Source organism: Nitrincola salilacus (assembly GCF_046271865.1).
Lineage (GTDB): Bacteria > Pseudomonadota > Gammaproteobacteria > Pseudomonadales > Balneatricaceae > Nitrincola > Nitrincola salilacus.
This window is the reverse complement of record NZ_CP176580.1, coordinates 501931-520035: the sequence shown is the minus strand read 5'-3', so window position 1 is coordinate 520035 and position 18105 is coordinate 501931. Positions and strand designations below refer to the sequence as shown.

Below are 18105 nucleotides of genomic sequence, written 5' to 3'. Positions count from 1 at the left end.
ACGACTCATGCGGACTCCTGCATGAGCCTGCCAATGACCTGAATGGCAGCGACCGAACTATAACGTGAGTTGGATTGTTTGCCAACTACTCTACTGATACCCCTCAACTATCTTCACCCCCTTGCGTTCGGCAAGGTCATGGAAGATCTCGCCCATATATCGGCGCAAGCTTCCGTAGATCACCTTTTGCCTCTTCTTTGGGATGAACACCACATGGCACTTACAACCCCAGCGCATATGCACCGAACTTTCATAGTCTCGCATAGGGTTACCTTCATTTTTCTTAGTCGAAAATCTGCACCAGTCGACCATCAATATTCATGGTCTTATGTAGCGCTGGGTAGGCGATTACCACTGGAGTCAAGCTTAAATGAAAGACGAACTCAGTGCCCAAATGCCAAACCCTATCAGAAGAATTCCAGACAGGCGGGACACCCAATGAGCAAAGACATCTGGTAAGCGATGTCGGATGAGAGCAATGCCAGCACTCAAAAAAGTCCACCAGAGCATTGAACCAACAAAGACACCGACTACGACTAACGCAGAACCCATTTTATCTGTTGTTGATGCAAGGCCGAGGCCAGCAAACAGAGCAGCAAAGGACAGAATTGTCATGGGGTTGGTTGCTGTCAAAAGAAACGTGGCTGCCACAGTCTCGAGTAAGTGACGTGCTGACACTTCTGCAGCGCTTTTGGAAGGTTTGGGCGTCATACTTTTCCACCCCAGCCAAAGCATAAATGTGCCTCCTGCTAGGCGAAGCGGTATATCCAAGTTGGCCAGTGTGCCAGAGAATGCCACGAACCCGATGGCCGCGAGGGTTGCATAAACGCCATCCGCGCATGCTGTACCAAGACCTCCAGCCACTCCTGCGATAAATCCTCGCTCTAGGGTACGGTTGATACAGAGTGCACCAATTGGGCCAAGAGGTGCGGCGACTGCCAGTCCGAGAAACAGGCTTTTTATGAATAAGACTAAGTCCATCAGGGAACCTCCTTCTGAACAAAAGCTCCGGCAACCGGAGACGAGAGGGTGATGACTGTTTCACTACGACTGAGAAAGTTCTGCCCCTTGATATTGGCCAAAAAATTCTCTATGTCCGGTGTGGCACCAACGCGAAGCTTGATCAGGTAAGACCAGGCTCCTGTGACATGGTGGCATTCAAGGATCAGCGGATGGTTTGCGACATAGTGACGGAATGCTTCTTCATCCGCATCGTCACGCAGGGCGATCCAGACAAAGACAAGTGTTTGTGCTCCCAAAGCTACCGGGTCTAAGTCTACTGTAAAGCGTCGGATAACCCCTGCCTCTATAAGGCGGCGGATGCGCTCTTTTACGCTGGATGGTGAAAGGTCGACCATGCCGCCAATATCGGCCAGCGAGCGCTTAGCATCCAAAGAAAGTAGTTTAATGATTTTTAGGTCTATTTCGTTCATTTTTTGCATTTAATTCGGTTTAATTTACATTTATTCGTAAATAATATTGTTTTTATTTAATGTTGTCGATTTTTTTATTTCCACATCAATGCTATTTGGTTAAGTCCGATAGGCTACTATCTGTGGCTCGAAAAACGGGAGATAGCCATATATGAACTCTGAAGACATGACCCACGACGGCTGTTTTTACAACGCCAAGCAGTACCCTGATGCAACCAGCTATGATAGCCTTGAGTCCGTCAGAAGATGATCGGAATTCAATATGTTATCCTTTATTCGCAGCCTGGCTCTTCTCTTGATAGCCCTGGTGCTAGTGGCAGGCTGCAGCACCTCTCCACCGCGCAATCCGGAAAGCATCTGCTCCATCTTCGATGAACACCCCGGCTGGCACCGTGATGCACTGGATATGAATGAACGCTGGGGTACGCCTGTTCCGGTGGCCATGGCGATCATGTATCAGGAATCCACCTTCCGCCACAACGCCCGGCCGCCGATGCAATATTTTCTCGGTTTTATTCCGACTGGACGCGCCAGTTCTGCCTACGGCTATAGTCAGGCACTGACCAGCACCTGGAATGAATACAGCCGTGAGACCGGCCGTCGCTTTGCCTCGCGCAGCAATTTCTCTGACGCGCTCGACTTTATCGGCTGGTATACCGATAAATCACATAAGATCAATGGCATATCAAAATGGGATGCCAGAGCGCAGTATCTGGCTTATCATGAAGGCTGGGGTGGATACCGCAACCGCAGCTTCCAGCAAAAGAACTGGCTCATGAATGTCGCGGATCGGGTGGATCAGCGAGCTGGACGTTTCACCACTCAGTACAACAGCTGTAAGGACAACCTCAGCCGGCGTCGCTGGCTCTGGTAATCAATGTGCGTTTTTGATCAGGAGAGTGATCATGCCCGTGGAGAATAACCGTCTGTTACTGGAACTGGAAAAGTTCCGTCGCGATATCAACCGCAGTGTTATCAACCCTGAGATGCCTGAACTGTCGCTACAGGATCTGAAACCTGTGTTGACGATGATTGCCCATACTCGCGCCTCCTACCTCAGCGAGTTGCTGGAGATTGCCAGACTGTCACCCGATGCAGGCCCTTCTCCCGATCAGGTGAAGCATCTCAAGACCTGTCGTGAGACCTATGAAGAGCTGGTGGCTGCCATGAATGCGTTGGAAACAGCGATACAGCGAGATTACCTGGATGTACGTACGTCCAAAGGATGAAGGGATCTCACCTGCGCATGAAAGTCACCAGACTATTGCCTCCTCTTCTGCTCATACTGGCAAGCGCTGGGCTCGCCCCTGCCATCTGGGCCACAGACAAGCTGACCAGCCCGCGTCTGACACCCGATCAATGGCAGGCGACGGATCAGCTTGATCACCCTCTGCTCGGAAGCATCTGGTCACTGCCGACTGGCGGTATCAGTGCTGCAGACTTGCTCGACAGTCTGCCACGAGGCGGCTGGTTATTACTGGGCGAGCAGCATGACCATCCGGACCATCATCGGATTCAGGTCACACTGTTGAAGACACTTGCGCAGCAGGGCCGCCTCGGCGCTGTCGCCTTTGAGATGCTGAATACGGAGCAGCAGCCCCTGCTCGATCAATGGCTGGGGCGGGGTGATGAGGTCACACCTGAAGACCTTGACTGGAATCCCGGCTGGCCCTGGGAGCGCTACGAACAGCAGGTCAGGTCAGCGTTGAATCTGGCTGAAAGAGTGGTCGCAGCGGATCTGCCACGCGCACTGCAACGCAAGGCCTATACGGAGGGCGCTCCGGCAGGTGCACTGGATGCTGCGCACAGCGAGTTCATGAAAGAACTGCTGTTCACCAGTCACTGCGGCAAACTGCCACGCGAACATCTCGGTCAGATGCTGCAGGTGCAACTGGCGCGCGATCAGCAGATGACCGATGCGCTGGCGCAGCATGTTTATCCACAGCGAACAGGCGTTCTGATCACTGGCGCCGTTCATGCCCGACAGGCTATCGGTGTCCCACGCTGGATTGAACCGGAGCTACCGCATCTGAGTCTGCTGCTGAGCAGCCTAGATCATAAGACAGATGCTTCGGCCTATCTACCGAACAGTCTGGAACTGGACGTGTCCGAACGCGAGTTTCTGCTCTTCACAGCGGCCCTGCCGGAGCAGGACCACTGTGCCGACATCAGCCCATGATTTCGATCTGCTCTCCATTTATCCGCACCGGCCAGCAGGCCACACTGACTCCAGCATCCTCCAGGCAGACGCCATCAGCCAACCTGAAATGCTGCTTGTAGAGTGGTGAAGCGACGGTTAATTCACCGTTGATATCGCAGATTAATCCATGCGCCAGTACTTCGGCACCGGAAAAGGGGTCACGATGTGCCAGCGCAAACAGCCCTGGTTCCTGCTCCGGCAGCCAGAACAGCGCGACGGGTTGCTGCCCCAGCAGCACCGCCACACCGGAACCTGCGACCAGATCATCCACCGAGCAGACCGGTTGCCACTTTACTTCATTCAACATTGCCGCGTTCATGCGACCTCCTCCTCTTGGATCTCTCTGGCCGGAATCAACTGCCCACGCTCCTCGATCATCTGGATACGGGCACTGCGCGGCTGATCGGCATTAACATAACTGCGGAAGCGTTTGCGCTTGTTCGGATCCTGCACTGCGGTCTTCCATTCGCACTGGTAGGTGTCGATCACATGCTGCATGCGTGACTCCAGTTCAGCGCCCAGACCCAGGCTGTCATCAATCACCACTTCACGCAGGTATTCCAGACCACCTTTCAAACCCTCCATCCAGACGGATGTGCGCTGCAGACGATCGGCAGTGTAGACATAGAACATCAGGACACGGTCGATATAACGGATCAGCGTGGCATCATCCAGATCGGTCGCAAACAGGTCGGCATGACGAGGTTTCATACCGCCGTTGCCGCAGACGTAGAGGTTCCAACCATTTTCTGTCGCGATCACACCGATATCCTTGCTCTGTGCCTCGGCACATTCACGGGTACAGCCGGATACCGCCATCTTGACCTTGTGCGGGGAACGCAAGCCCTTGTAGCGATCCTCCAGCAGGATCGCCATGCTGACACTGTCCTGCACGCCATAGCGGCACCAGGTACTGCCGACACAGGACTTAACGGTTCTGAGTGATTTTCCGTAAGCATGCCCAGTCTCGAAACCGGCTGCGATCAGCTCTTCCCAGATCAGCGGCAACTCATCCAGCGTGGCGCCGAACAGGTCGATACGCTGTCCACCGGTGATCTTGGTATAGAGGTTGTATTTCTGGCCCACCTCACCGATCACGATCAGCATCGCGGGTGTAATCTCGCCACCCGGAATACGCGGGACCACTGAGTAGGTGCCGTTCTTCTGCATATTCGCCAGAAAGGTGTCATTGGTATCCTGCAACCCGACATGAGCCGGTTCATGTACGTGCTCGTTCCAGCAGCTGGCAAAGATTGAGGCTGCGGTCGGTTTACAGATCTCACAGCCATGGCCCTTACCATGTTTGCTGATCAGTTCGCCGAAGCTGCGGATCCCTTCCACCTTGATCAGATGAAACAGCTCCTGACGAGTATAGGGGAAGTGTTCGCAGATGGAGCGATCCACCTGTACACCGCGTTTCTCCTGCTCATTCTCGAACAGGTTTTTCAGCATCGCACTGCAACCGCCACAACCGGTCGCGGCCTTGGTAGCGCATTTGATATCCGACAGCGACACGGCGCCATCATTCATCGCTTCGCAGATATCACCCTTGGTGACATTATGACAGGAGCAGATGGTCGCCTCGTAGGGCAGCGCACCCGGCCCCAGTGCGACGGGGGCACCGCTGGAGGTGGGTAAAATAAGTGATTCAGGGTTCGCCGGCAGTTCTATGCCATTCAAGGCATACTGCAGCAGCGTATCGTAATAGCTGTTATCCCCGACCAGGATGGCGCCGAGCAGATGCTTACCATCAGCTGACACCACCAGCCGGCGGTATACGCCTTCCACTTCATTGATATAACGATAATTCAATGTGCCGGGTGTGGCACCATGCGCATCACCGATTGAGCCGACATCCACTCCGAGCAGTTTCAGTTTGGTCGACATGTCGGCACCGGTGAATGTCACCGAAGAGGTACCGCCAATGGTTGCCACAGCGGCACGCGCCATGCTGTAACCGGGTGCGACAAGCCCGTAGTGACCACCGTTCCAGATGGCGCACTCGCCGATGGCAAAGATGTCAGGATCACTGGTACGGCAGTGGTTATCGATCAGGATACCGCCACGCTCACCCAGTACCAGCCCGCTGCTGCGCGCCAGCGCATCCTGAGGCCGGATACCGGCAGAAAAGACGATCAGATCCGTTTCCAGATAGTCATCCCCGGCAAAGCACATACGCAGGCGGTACTCTTCGCCGGTGTCGATGCTACGGGTGCCCTTCTCGGTGTGCACCTGCACCCCCAGCGCTTCGATCTTCTGCCGTAGCAGAGCACCACCCTGATCATCCAGCTGCACCGGCATCAGGCGCGGCGCAAACTCCACCACATGCGCCTCCAGCCCCAGCTTCTTAAGCGCATTGGCGGCTTCGAGTCCGAGCAGACCGCCGCCGACCACAACACCACGTCGGGCACCGGCGGCACTGGCCTGGATCGCATCCAGATCATCCAGTGTGCGGTAAACCAGACAGTGTTCGCGCTCACGCCCTTCGATCGGTGGTACAAAAGGATAAGAGCCGGTTGCCAGCACCAGGGTATCGTAGGGATAGCGTCCCTGAGCGGTGATCACCTGCCGTGCCTCGCGGTCGATCTCGATCACCTGTTCACCCAGATGCAGCGTTACGCGCTCCTGTTGGTAGAACGCCTCATCGCCCAGTCGCAACTGCGCAGGATCCTGGGTATCAAAGTACTCCGACAGATGAACCCGATCATAGGCAGGGTGAGGCTCTTCGCCCAGCACCTGCACCTGATAATCTGCCGCAGCTGGCGATGCCAGCCACTGCTCGACAAAATGGTGTCCAACCATTCCGTTACCCACGACGACCAGTTGTTTGCTCATGTTACTTACCTCTTTAAATAACGACACTTCAGGCCGCTTCTGACGCAGCAGACTCGTCGGACAGACCGAACATCAACTGTTCGCGCCACTGCCCAACCGCTTGCTGTGTCTTGAGTAGATCGAAATACCAGGGACCCAGTCCGATATCGCCATACAGGACAACCCCCACCAGACGGTCATTCTTAATCAGTAGTCGACGGTAATCCTTCAGATCACTGTCCATATACACCTGCTCGGTGGCGTCGGTTGCATCGATATCGCCACAGGAGTAGAGAGAGATACCACTGATCTTGAGCGAAGTCGCCACGGGGTTTTCGGTGTAGTTGTCATCTTCGCCACTGAGCAGAGAGGCCAGTACGCGGGCCTGCTCCCAGATCGGTGCCACCAGACCATAGGTATTGCCCTGGCACTCGCAGCACTCACCCAGGGCATGGATGGCCGCATCCGAGGTGCGCAGGCGACGATTGACACAGATTCCCTGACGTACCTGCAGGCCCGCCTCCTGTGCCAGCTCAGTGCGCGGCACTATCCCGGTGGCAATCACCACCAGATTCGCCGGCAGTACACGTCCATCCTTCAGCAGCACCCGCTCAACCTTTCCATCGCCTTGCAGGGACTGGGTTTCAACACCCGTCAAAACCGCCATACCGCGTGCAGACAGCTCATCCTGAAGTAGACCTGCCGCCACCTGATCCAGCTGTCGATTCAGCAGATAATCGGCGCGTTGCAGCACGGTCACCTGCATACCTAGCTTACGCAGCCCTTCAGCCGCTTCCAGACCCAGAAACCCACCACCGATCACTACAGCCTGACCACCGCCCAGCCCGATACTGCGCAGTTGCTGCATATCCTTCCAGTTGCGAAAGCTCATCACCCCTTCCAGCTCACGCCCTTCCAAAGGCGGCAGCAAAGGTCTTGAACCCGTCGCCAGCACCAGTTTTTCATAACCGATCGTCTGCCCGGCTGAGGTCACAACCTGTTTTTTCCGTGGTTCAATCGAGACCACCTGCTCACCTGTCAGCAGAGAGAAGCCCTGCTCGGCATACCACTGTTCGGTACTCAGCTCGGCTGAGATCTCTTCCATCTCCCCCGACAGCAGCGGTGACAGCAGAATGCGGTTATAGGCCACACCTGGCTCTTCACCGATCACCAGCACCGAGCGGGGTTTTGATGCCTGCTGCGAAAGCTCTGTCAGCAACCGATGTCCGGCCATGCCATTGCCGATGATGATCAGATCGTAATGTTTCATGCTTGAGCCCTTACCTTCTGCTGAACTGGCTTTTCCTGCTGATGCTGCGTTGTCTCAACAGTCGCTTGTGGCTTTTCCACTGAGCGACGCTGGCTGATATCCTCCACCTTGCGCTGCTTCTCATACAGGAAGCTGAGCACCTGATGACGGTAGTGGTTGTACTCGGCATCATCGGCCAGAGCGATACGATTACGCGGCCGAGGCAGTTTGACCTCAAGGATTTCACCGATTGTCGCAGCCGGCCCATTGGTCATCATCACGATACGGTCCGACAGGAGCACCGCTTCATCGACATCATGCGTAATCATGATCACGGTGTTTTTCAGATCCGACTGAATCTCCATCAGTGAATCCTGCAGATGAGCGCGGGTCAGTGCATCCAGCGCGCCGAACGGCTCATCCATCAGCAGCACCTGCGGCTCCATCGCCAGTGCCCGGGCGATGCCGACGCGCTGTTTCATGCCACCTGAGATTTCATCCGGACGCTTGTCCATCGCATGCGTCATATGTACCAGTTCAAGGTTGTATTCGATCCACTCGCGCATTTCAGCCCGGTTTTTCTTGCCTTTGAACACCTGCTTCACGGCCAACTCAACGTTCTGATAAGTGCTCAGCCAGGGCAACAGCGAGTGGTTCTGAAACACCACCGCACGCTCGGGGCCCGGCTCATTCACTTCACGACCATTCAGTAGCACGCCACCCGTGGTAGCCTGATACAGTCCTGCAACAATGTTAAGAACGGTCGACTTGCCACAGCCCGAATGACCGATCAGACTGACGAACTCACCCTTGGCAATGTTCAGATTCACGTTCTGCAGGGCACAGAAGGGGCCTTTTGGTGTCGGAAAATCGATTCCCACCTGTGTCAGTTCAAGATGTGTCTGGCTCATAACAGCCTCCTGTTCATTAACGTACTGTTCATTAGTGCTCTGTTCATTAACGACCTTTATTAACGAACAACAGCTGACTTATCCCAGTTGATCCAGCTCTGCAGCAGCAACATGGTGCGATCCAGCAGGAAACCGATCAGACCGATCACAACAACGGCTACACAGATACGCCCCAGCGAGTCGGATGATCCATTCTGGAACTCATCCCAGACAAACTTGCCAAGCCCCGGGTTCTGCGCCAGCATCTCGGCGGCTATCAGCACCATCCAGGCGATACCCAGTGACAGACGCAGGCCGGTGAACATCATCGGAATAGCTGATGGAATCACGATGGTACGGACATGTGTGAACCAGCCCAGACGCAATACCTTACTGACATTCTGCAGGTCCTTACTGATGCTGCTGACACCCACCGAGGTGTTGATCAATGTCGGCCAGAGCGAGCAGAGGGTCACGGTGATCATCGAGACCAGAAACGAGCGTGAAAACATCGGATCGTCACTGACATATACGGCGCTGACGACGAGTGTCACCAGTGGCAGCCAGGCCAGCGGCGAAACCGGTTTGAACACCTGAATCAGCGGGTTAACGGCGCGGTAAACATTGGCACTCAAGCCGATCAGAATGCCCAGTGGAATCGCAATCAGGGTGGCCAGAGCAAAACCGCTGAGTACTGTCCACAGACTGGTCAGTATCTGATCTAAAAAAGTAGGGCGGCCGCTGTAGTCGCGCCAGCGCAGTTCAGCATCCGGATTCTTCGCCAGCAGCGCTGCATTGCGCTGCTCCTGGCGCTCATAGAACTCATCCTTACGCAGAGTCTCCTGACGATGCTCATCCATCAGATTGCCCCACTGCTGACTGACTTCAATCGGCCCGGGAAAAGTGCCCAGTGAGGTGTTGATCTGCTGTGCACCCAAATGCCAGAAGGTCAGGAAGAATGCCAGTCCCAGCATGGGGAAAAAGAGTTTCTGCGCCAGCAATTGCCACTGTGACGGGGTCCACTTTGCCAGGTTCAGCTTGCTCAGGTACATCTTGTTAAGGTATAGCAGTGCGGTACTCATCGTGTCGCCCTCGGCTTGCTGTGCCGGGCAGTGCCTGTCAGACACCGCCGGTCTTTATAAAATCAGGGTGTCGCATCAGCCTTGAGGCCGATCTCGAACTGCTCCAGATACAGGTTGGGTTGCTCGGCATCGAAGGTATGACCATCAATAAAGCGGGTGGCATCCACTGCACGAATACCCTTTTCAGTGGCGAAATCCGGGAAGTCCGCCCCGCTCATCAGGCCTTCTGCAATCAGTTCTTCAGCCGCCTGCTGATAGATCTCGGGGAGGAACACCTTCTTTGCCATCTCCATATACCAGTCATCCGATTTCTGCTCCGGTATCTGGCCCCAGCGGCGCATCTGGGTCAGATACCAGATCGCATCGGAGTAGTAGGGATAGGTGGCGTGGTAACGGAAGAAAACGTTGAAGTCAGGTGCCGGACGGACATCACCTTTCTCGAACTCGAAGACGCCGGTCATGCTGTTGGCGATCACTTCGTAATCCGCCCCGACATAGTAGGAGTTGGAGATGATGCGGGCACCCTCCTCGCGGTTGGCATTGTCGTTCTCATCCAGCCAATTACCGGCACGGATCAGCGCCTTCACGACACGCAGATGCGTATTCGGGTTCTGCTCTGCCCACTCATTACTGACCCCGAACACTTTCTCGGCCACATTGTTACGGATGTCATAGTCGGTCACGACGGGGATACCGATGCCACGGAACACCGCCTGCTGATTCCAGGGCTCACCCACGCAGTAACCATTGATGGTGCCTGCTTCCAGAGTCGCGGGCATCTGTGGTGGCGGTGTGACCGAGATCATCACATCGGCATCCAACTGGCCAGAGGTATCACCGCGCTGAGGCGCGTAGTAGCCCGGATGGATACCCGCAGCAGCCAGCCAGTAGCGCAGCTCATAGTTGTGCGTGGAGACAGGGAATACCATGCCCAGATTGAAGTTCTGCCCCATATCACGATAGGTTTCGATCACGGGTTTGAGGTGCTCAGCGCTGATCGGATGCACCGGCTTGCCATCGGCCATTTGCAGATGTGGCTTCATCTCCTCCCAGACATCGTTGGAGACGGTACAGGCATTGCCGTTCAGGTCCATGGTGAAAGCGGTGACGATATGTGCTTCGGTGCCGAAGCCAATAGTGGCGCCCAGTGGCTGTCCCGCCAGCATATGTGCGCCATCAAGCTGACCGTCTATCACCCGATCCAGCAACACTTTCCAGTTGGCCTGCGCTTCGAGCTGCACATACAGACCTTCATCTTCGAAATAACCCTTCTCAAGAGCAATCGCCAGAGGTGCCATATCGGTCAGTTTGATGAATCCGAACTTGAGCTCATCCTTTTCCGGTGCACCAATACTGGCAAAGCTGCTACCGCTGACCACCATTATCCCAACCGTGCAGGCACGCACCCAGGCACTCAGGCTACTTCTGGCGTGTTCACTTTTTCTCATATCCATTATCGCTACCTCAAATTGTCGGATCAAAAAGTCGTTGCAAAGAGTCGGGGCTAATAATCAGGGCTTATAATCAGAGCTTATAGTCAGAGCTAAGAATCAGGACAAAAAAAACGGCGTCATCTGCGGTTGCCTGCAATCTGCAGGTCCGAGATGGACGCCGTTGTCCAATATCTCTCTTGTTATGTGTCTCTTGTTACGCTTATCGAGCCAACACTGACTCGATCACTGATATGAATAAAGCACTAAGCGTGCCAACTACTGAAATCCTGCTTTATTCGCTTGTAATGCGTAGGATTTAGCGTGATGGAAAGGGATATTATTTTCAGCGACTACGCACTGCTGCAGTGCAACAAAAGGATATTCACGCCCAACAAAGGTGCATAACGTGTATTGCTACTCTGTTTTTGTCGCATAGGATTTGCTTTGCAACAGATCCGTCAGATTAAGCAGCGTTTCAGCTACATCAGCCAGGCGACGGCTTTGCTGCATAGCTGTCTGACGCATCAGGCGATACGCCTGCTCTTCGCTCAATCCCTGATGTTCCATCAGCAACCCCTTGGCTCTCTCGATCAGCTTGCGCTCATGCAACGCCCGGCGTGCCTCGTTCAACTCATCACCAATAGCCTGCAGACGTTGCGCCTGCGCCTGCACCAGATCAAACACCGAACGCCCGAGCGCCGGACTCATTCCATCCGCAGAAAAGGACTCAAGGCCTGCTGCAAGACTCTCAAGCCCCGCACCTGTTGATGCCAACATCAGCGTACCCGGTGACAGCATCTGATCCTGCCCATCGGTCAGACTGTCCAGGCTCTGCTGATGCTCATGCAGCTCCTGGTGGGCCGCCTTGATCTTGTCGGTACACAGATGCCGCAGCGCCTGAGCCAGTTGATCATCTATCCCTTTCATTGCATCGATCCGGTTAGAGGCCAGCTCGAACCACAGCTCACTGACACCGGACGGCACTGGGGATTGTGCGGTGGAACGAGTCGCTACCTGACGCAACCTTGCTATCTCATGACTGACATCATCGTGGCTAAGCCGATGCCAGTCCTGCAGGATTGCAGCAGGCGCAAACTCGGTGAAAATGTCGAAACAGCGCGCCTGAGACTCTATCAGATGTTGCAGACGATGCTGCTGATCCAGGCTCAGATAGCCGGAGGCAAAACCGGAAGCCAGACAGGCGCGCTCCTGCCCGGCCAGCTCTTTGCCTTGCATGAAGTTGAACATCGCGACGAGCAGCCGCGTGACAACAGGGTCTGCAGCAGTATCTGCAGCCTCAAACACCACCGCCAGCAACCCACCGATCAGCCGACTGAAAGCCGTGGTTGCATCATCAGGAGACACGTTGAATGCAGCAATCTGCTGCCTCAAGTCCTGCAGAAGATCCAGCGCATGCAGTACCCAGGCAATACGGTTGAAGAGCCGCACGCCGTCGCACGAGACGCTTGCAGTATCGCAATCCAGACGCTCAAAATGCAGGCGCACGGCCTGCTCTGCAGCATCCGTTTCCTTTATCTGCAATGTCCGCCTGTCGGTAAAACGCTGACCATCCGAGACAAGAAACACATTAGACACACCTCGCTCTCGCTGTAGCTGATGCACCAGCTCACTGACGGTACTGACCAGCTCACAGGTCAGCGCCAGCTGTTCCAGGCTGACGATTTCACAGCGTTTGGCTGCCAACAAAAAACGTTCTGCGGATCTCATACTCTTGCTCCAATCAGACAACCTAAAACACTGCCTGTCTTTGGGTTTCCATGGTTATGCGTCGTGTCGAGCATTAAAAATGCCCGGTATGAAAAGCTGATTCCGAACCTGCAGGATCTATTACTGCTCATCAGAGATTCACTACCTCAGGTAATAGCCTGCAATAGTTGTTCCAGTTATGGCTAATCAAAAGAAGGACGTCACCCTTATGAGCACAAATCAGTGCAGACGCACCAGTTACGGGCACTCACCATCAACTGAGATCCTCTCGAATTATCGTTATGTATTTGATTTATAAATATATAGCGACACTGGCACCGATGTTGCTTTATTCTGTGTAAGAAGAACGATGAATGTTTAACTGTGTCAGGGGATATTTTCCCCATGGGCAATGGCGCCCACACTCTCTGTTGATGACAGCAGCGGGTGTGGGCGTTTTTTTTTGGATGTGACCATGATGAATGAACTCACCACCTGTCCCTATTGCGGTGTCGGCTGCGGCGTCAAGGCAGTCGTCAACGGCCAGCAGTTGATCGCCATCTCAGGCGATAAGACTCACCCGGCCAACTTTGGCAAGCTCTGCGTCAAGGGCAGCGCACTGGGTGAAACGACGGGGAAGCACAATCGTCTGCTGCACCCGTTAGTTGACGGCCAGCAGGTCAGTTGGGGCACGGCGCTGGATGAAACCGCATCCAGGCTGCAGAGCATTATTGCCGAACATGGTCCCGGCAGTGTCGCCATGTATCTCTCGGGGCAACTGCTGACTGAAGACTACTATGTCGCCAACAAACTCCTGAAGGGGTTCATCGGCAGCAGCCATGTCGATACCAACTCCAGACTCTGCATGGCCTCCACTGTGGCCGGACATAAGCGTGCCTTCGGGGCAGATGCGGTTCCCGGCTGCTATGCGGACCTTGAGCTGGCCGACCTTCTGATACTGGTCGGCTCCAATGCGGCCTGGAACCACCCGATCCTGTTTCAGCGCATGCAGGCCGCCAAGACTCGCAATCCGGCACTGAAAGTGGTGGTCATCGATCCGCGCAAAACCGCCACTTGCGATCTGGCGGATCTTCACCTGCAGTTAAAGCCGGGATCTGATGCCGCCCTGTTCAACGCCCTGCTACTGCACCTGGTGAATGAAGATCGACTCGATCATGCGTTTATCAGTCAGCATACCGAACAGTTCAGCGAGACCATCGTTGCAGCACTGAGTCCGGAATTGGATCTGTCTGCCACCGCCGACTACTGCGATCTGGCAGTGGACGATCTGACACGCTTCTTTGACTGGTTTATGGCGCATGACAAGACCGTCACACTCTTCTCCCAGGGGGTCAACCAATCCAGCAGTGGCACTGATAAGGTCAACGCGATCATCAACTGTCATCTGGCCACCGGCCGTATCGGCAAGCCGGGCAGTAACCCCTTTTCACTGACCGGCCAACCCAACGCCATGGGTGGTCGTGAGGTCGGCGGTCTGTCGAATCAACTGGCCGCCCATATCGATTTCAGCGATTCTCAGTTGATTGACCGGGTCGGCGAGTTCTGGCAGGCACCAAACATAAGTCGACAGGAAGGATATAAAGCAATTGATCTGTTTCGTGCCATCGAAGAAGGCGAAATCAAGGCGGTCTGGATCATGGCAACCAATCCGGCGGTGAGCCTGCCGGATGTAAATCGTATACGCAAGGCACTGGCTGGCTGCGAGCTGGTGATAGTGTCCGAAAGCATGGCCGCAACCGACACGCTGACACTGGCCGATATTGCGCTGCCAGCCACCACCTGGTCGGAAAAGAACGGTACCGTCACCAACTCTGAGCGACGCATATCTCGACAGCGCAGCCTGATTGCAGCCCCCGGCGAAGCACGTCACGACTGGCAAATCATCTGCGATGTGGCAAAGCGACTGGGTTTTGCCGATCAGTTCTTTTATCAGCACCCGGTCGAGATATTCCGCGAACACGCCTCGCTGTCCGGGCTGGACAATAACGGCAGTCGCTGCTTTGATATCAGCGCGCTGAGCAGCATCAGCGAAGCCGCATTTGATGCTCTTCAACCCCTGCAGTGGCCTGTCACTCGCCACTCCCCGGCAGGTACCGCCAGACTCTTCAGTGATCGACGCTTTTTTACGCCTTCCGGTCGGGCGCGTTTTATTCCGGTAGTGCCCCGTACGCCAGAACAGCAGACTGACAGTGACTATCCATTCGTACTGAATACCGGGCGCATCCGTGACCAATGGCACACCATGACTCGTACAGGCCGCAGCGCACGCCTGCTGCAACACCGACCCGAACCTTTCGTTGAGCTGGATCCGCAGGATGCGCAGCAACTGAAACTGGCGGAGGGCGACATCGCACGCATTCATAATTCGCTCGGGCAGATGCTGGCACGCGTACGTTTGAGTAGCAATCAGCGCCGCGGCGAGCTGTTTGTGCCGATGCACTGGAATGACCAGTTTGCCTCCGATGGCTGTTGCGACTCGTTGATTCAATCGGTCTGTGATCCTGTATCCGGACAGCCTGAATCCAAGCAGGGCGCTGTTGCGATCAGTCGCCTGAACACCCGCTGGCAGGGTCGTCTGCTGATACGTCAACCGCATGCTGCAGCGACACCCACTTATCAACCAGCAGCCGATTACTGGACCAGAGTCCCGCTGGAGCACTCAACCAGCTACTGGATGGCCGCTCAGACAAATACTGATAACTGGAACAGCTGGTGTCATGAGCACCTCGGACAGGCACCGGATATCTGGCTGGAAGATCCAGAGCAAACGCTGTTCCGCGGCTGTCATATCCAGGACGGCAAACTGCAATGGGTGCTGCTGATAGGCCCAGACAACCGCCTGCCGGATACAGCCTGGCTGGATCAGCAGTTTGCCGGCCCAGTCACTGCTGATATGCGCAGGCAACTGCTGCGTGCCACGGCCAGCGACTCACAGCCGGCAGGTGCGGTGATCTGCAGCTGTTTTCAGGTGACTGAACCCGCCATCCGCGAGGCAATTACACAGGGTTGCAGCAGCACACAGACACTTGGCAAGCAGCTTGGCTGCGGCACCAACTGTGGCTCCTGCATACCGGAATTGAAGGCTCTGCTGGAAGAGGAACAGCCTGCAAAAGCAGCAAGTTCCGAGATAACCAGTAGCCAGATGGAACAGGTGGGAGGTAGACACTCATGAGAACCCTCTATCTGCCAGCCAGAATAGTGCTGAACTGGGGAGGCATCCGGGCTCTTTCTTACCTGATCGGTCTGATGGCACTGTCCGGGATCTCCAGCCTGCTGCTGCCCATCCCCTTTTTACCTGTCTACTTTCTACCCTTGATGTTCATGCTGTCGATCACTTTTATCTCGCTGACCAGCCTGATACAACTGGAACGTGAAGCGACTGCGCTGAGCAGGCTCTGTGAAGAACAGATGGATCACGGAGATCATCGTGACCAGACAGATCTGACCGCCGGAATGACTAACGGACTGAACCCCCTGACTCAGACCATCAAGCGCCTGATGAGTGAATCTCAACGGCAGGACATCACGCTGAAACAACGCCTGGAAGAGATCGCTCATGCCACAAACGAACTGGAGCAGAGTGCCGATCAGGTGGCGGCGAATGCCGAACATCAAAGCCTGGCAGCCTCCACCGCGGCAGCTGCCGTGGAACAACTCAACGCCAGCATCAGTGAAGTCGCTTCATTGGCCGAGCAGTCCCGCCATGCCAGTGAGCTGGCCGGTGGTCAGGTTAAAGAGGGGAGCATACGCCTTGAGGATCTGGTACAGCGCATCAGCATCATGGCGCAGAATGCCGCTGCTACCAATGAACTGATCATCAAGCTCGGTGATAACTCACGCATGATCAACCAGATGTCAGGGGTGATCAGCGATATTTCTGATCAGACCAATCTGCTCGCGCTGAATGCTGCCATTGAGGCCGCCAGAGCCGGTGAGGCCGGGCGCGGCTTCGCCGTCGTTGCTGACGAAGTACGTGGCCTCGCACAGCGCAGCCAGCGCTCCGCTATAGAGATCAGCAACAGTATCGACTCGGTACAGAGCTACATTGCTCAGGTCACAGAGCATATGGGGCACCTGTCGGGGCTTGCCGATGAAAGCGTCAGCAGTGTCGGTGATGTCAGAGCTGCACTTGATCATATTGATCAGCAAAGCCTTCAGGTGGCTGAACAAGTAGCGCTGGTCGCCGTCAGCACTGGTCAGCAGAATCTGGCCGCAACCGAGATTGCGGCGCTGGTCGATCAGGTACGACAGGGCAATGAGGAGAACAATCGTGCGGCATTCCAGACCAAAGCGATAGCCCATCACCTTGCCCAGCTCACCATAGGGACAACCGTCAACCCGGAACAAGCGAGGTGATCTGTCATGATGCCTGATTCCACAGTGTTAATACTCACTCTACTACTCCTGATCACCGCAACTGTATTGTTACTGCTGCTGCGCTGGCATCTGCAGAGTCGAACCTTGAAAAGACAGAAACAGGGTGTTCGTCTGCTGACGCTGTTGCGTGAACTGATCGCCGATCTGCAGCGTCATCGAGGGCTCAGCACAGGCCTGTTGCGAGGTGATAAAAGCCTCAGCTCGGATCTGCAACAGGTACGCACCAGAATCAATACCCGCCTGCAGTTAAAAAGTGAGTTAAATAACAATTTCAGAAATGAGTCCAGCAATGAGTTCAGTGCCTTTCTCAAGGACAACGAGCGCTGGCTGGGGATTACCGATCACTGGTCACGTCTGGGCCGAGACACTCATCACGTCACGCCGGATAACAACCTGCAGCAGCATAATCGCATGATCGGTAATCTGATTTTTCTGGCGGAAGATGTCGCAGAAAGCCTCCATCTTCCGGACAAGAATCGACTGCTGAGCTATCAGCCCTATATCTGGCGGGAAGTGATACAGGCTGCTGAGTGGGCAGGCCAGGCCCGTGCATTGGGCACAGGGATCGCTGCAGCTGGGCAGAGCAGTGCACAGGAGCGCATTCGCTTGCGCTTTCTTCGCGATAAGATTCAGGCTCTGTCTGACACTGCCTTCACCATGCTGCGGCACAAGAGTCCCGATAACAATCTGTTCAATCTGCTGGCACCGGAAGCCGCAGTATGCAGCCTGCTGCTGTGTATCGAACAGGAGCTGCTGCGTAGCGAGAAAACAGCGATTGCGGCAAAGAGCTACTTTGCCCAGGCAACCCTGACCATCGACGCACTGTTCACACTGGTCGATACCGCCCTTGAACATCTGAATCATGAGCTGAGCAGCCACTGACCCTTTGACTGCTTGAG

At 55.1% G+C, this 18105-nt stretch carries 16 protein-coding genes; 6 read left to right on the top strand and 10 right to left on the bottom strand.

Annotated features, from left to right (window positions below; all coding sequences use genetic code 11):
- Positions 1-90: 90 nt before the first annotated feature.
- From ACK3CJ_RS02405 to ACK3CJ_RS02395, 3 genes are all read right to left on the bottom strand, one after another.
- Positions 91-237, bottom strand: coding sequence for a transposase (locus ACK3CJ_RS02405; protein WP_409526536.1), 147 nt, complete (start codon positions 235-237; stop codon positions 91-93).
- Positions 238-366: 129 nt separating this feature from the next.
- Positions 367-981, bottom strand: coding sequence for a LysE family translocator (locus ACK3CJ_RS02400; RefSeq protein ID WP_409524809.1), 615 nt, complete (start codon positions 979-981; stop codon positions 367-369).
- The gene (locus ACK3CJ_RS02395; protein WP_409524808.1) at positions 981-1442 is read right to left on the bottom strand and encodes an Lrp/AsnC family transcriptional regulator; all 462 of its coding nucleotides are present in this window, start codon (positions 1440-1442) and stop codon (positions 981-983) included. Before ACK3CJ_RS02395 ends, ACK3CJ_RS02400 begins: the two co-directional genes overlap by 1 nt.
- Positions 1443-1695: 253 nt before the next feature.
- Between ACK3CJ_RS02395 and ACK3CJ_RS02390 the strand changes: the two genes are divergently transcribed.
- The 3 genes from ACK3CJ_RS02390 to ACK3CJ_RS02380 are packed head-to-tail and all read left to right on the top strand — an operon-like array spanning position 1696 to position 3612.
- Positions 1696-2307 (top strand): hypothetical protein, encoded by a 612-nt coding sequence (locus ACK3CJ_RS02390; RefSeq protein ID WP_409524807.1) that lies wholly within the window; start codon positions 1696-1698, stop codon positions 2305-2307.
- 31 nt (positions 2308-2338) lie between these two features.
- A complete protein-coding gene (locus ACK3CJ_RS02385) occupies positions 2339-2662 on the top strand; it encodes a hypothetical protein (RefSeq protein WP_409524806.1) in 324 nt (107 codons plus the stop codon).
- A 17-nt stretch (positions 2663-2679) separates the two neighbouring features.
- The gene (locus tag ACK3CJ_RS02380) at positions 2680-3612 is read left to right on the top strand and encodes a ChaN family lipoprotein (RefSeq protein ID WP_409524804.1); all 933 of its coding nucleotides are present in this window, start codon (positions 2680-2682) and stop codon (positions 3610-3612) included.
- Here the strand turns inward: ACK3CJ_RS02380 and nirD are convergent.
- From nirD to ACK3CJ_RS02345, 7 genes are all read right to left on the bottom strand, one after another.
- Entirely contained in the window at positions 3602-3952 is a 351-nt protein-coding gene (gene nirD / locus ACK3CJ_RS02375; protein ID WP_409524803.1) for a nitrite reductase small subunit NirD, read from the bottom strand. The genes ACK3CJ_RS02380 and nirD overlap by 11 nt on opposite strands.
- A complete protein-coding gene (gene nirB, locus ACK3CJ_RS02370; RefSeq protein WP_409524801.1) occupies positions 3949-6468 on the bottom strand; it encodes a nitrite reductase large subunit NirB in 2520 nt (839 codons plus the stop codon). Before nirB ends, nirD begins: the two co-directional genes overlap by 4 nt.
- A gap of 28 nt (positions 6469-6496) precedes the next feature.
- Positions 6497-7717, bottom strand: a complete 1221-nt coding sequence (locus ACK3CJ_RS02365; protein WP_409524800.1) for an NAD(P)/FAD-dependent oxidoreductase — start codon at positions 7715-7717, stop codon at positions 6497-6499.
- Entirely contained in the window at positions 7714-8607 is an 894-nt protein-coding gene (locus ACK3CJ_RS02360; RefSeq protein ID WP_409524799.1) for an ABC transporter ATP-binding protein, read from the bottom strand. The genes ACK3CJ_RS02365 and ACK3CJ_RS02360 overlap by 4 nt, the downstream gene beginning before the upstream one ends.
- 59 nt (positions 8608-8666) lie before the next feature.
- The gene (locus tag ACK3CJ_RS02355; protein WP_409526535.1) at positions 8667-9638 is read right to left on the bottom strand and encodes an ABC transporter permease; all 972 of its coding nucleotides are present in this window, start codon (positions 9636-9638) and stop codon (positions 8667-8669) included.
- Positions 9639-9730: 92 nt separating this feature from the next.
- Positions 9731-11050: a CmpA/NrtA family ABC transporter substrate-binding protein gene (locus tag ACK3CJ_RS02350; RefSeq protein WP_409526534.1), complete on the bottom strand. Its 1320-nt coding sequence runs from the start codon at positions 11048-11050 to the stop codon at positions 9731-9733.
- A gap of 465 nt (positions 11051-11515) precedes the next feature.
- Entirely contained in the window at positions 11516-12829 is a 1314-nt protein-coding gene (locus ACK3CJ_RS02345; RefSeq protein WP_409524798.1) for a nitrate- and nitrite sensing domain-containing protein, read from the bottom strand.
- A 454-nt stretch (positions 12830-13283) separates the two neighbouring features.
- Here ACK3CJ_RS02345 and ACK3CJ_RS02340 point away from each other — a divergent pair, with 454 nt between their 5' ends.
- The 3 genes from ACK3CJ_RS02340 to ACK3CJ_RS02330 are packed head-to-tail and all read left to right on the top strand — an operon-like array spanning position 13284 to position 18088.
- The gene (locus tag ACK3CJ_RS02340) at positions 13284-16001 is read left to right on the top strand and encodes a molybdopterin-dependent oxidoreductase (RefSeq protein WP_409524797.1); all 2718 of its coding nucleotides are present in this window, start codon (positions 13284-13286) and stop codon (positions 15999-16001) included.
- The gene (locus ACK3CJ_RS02335) at positions 15998-17185 is read left to right on the top strand and encodes a methyl-accepting chemotaxis protein (RefSeq protein WP_409524796.1); all 1188 of its coding nucleotides are present in this window, start codon (positions 15998-16000) and stop codon (positions 17183-17185) included. The genes ACK3CJ_RS02340 and ACK3CJ_RS02335 overlap by 4 nt, the downstream gene beginning before the upstream one ends.
- Positions 17186-17191: 6 nt before the next feature.
- The gene (locus ACK3CJ_RS02330) at positions 17192-18088 is read left to right on the top strand and encodes a nitrate- and nitrite sensing domain-containing protein (RefSeq protein WP_409524795.1); all 897 of its coding nucleotides are present in this window, start codon (positions 17192-17194) and stop codon (positions 18086-18088) included.
- Positions 18089-18105: the final 17 nt, after the last annotated feature.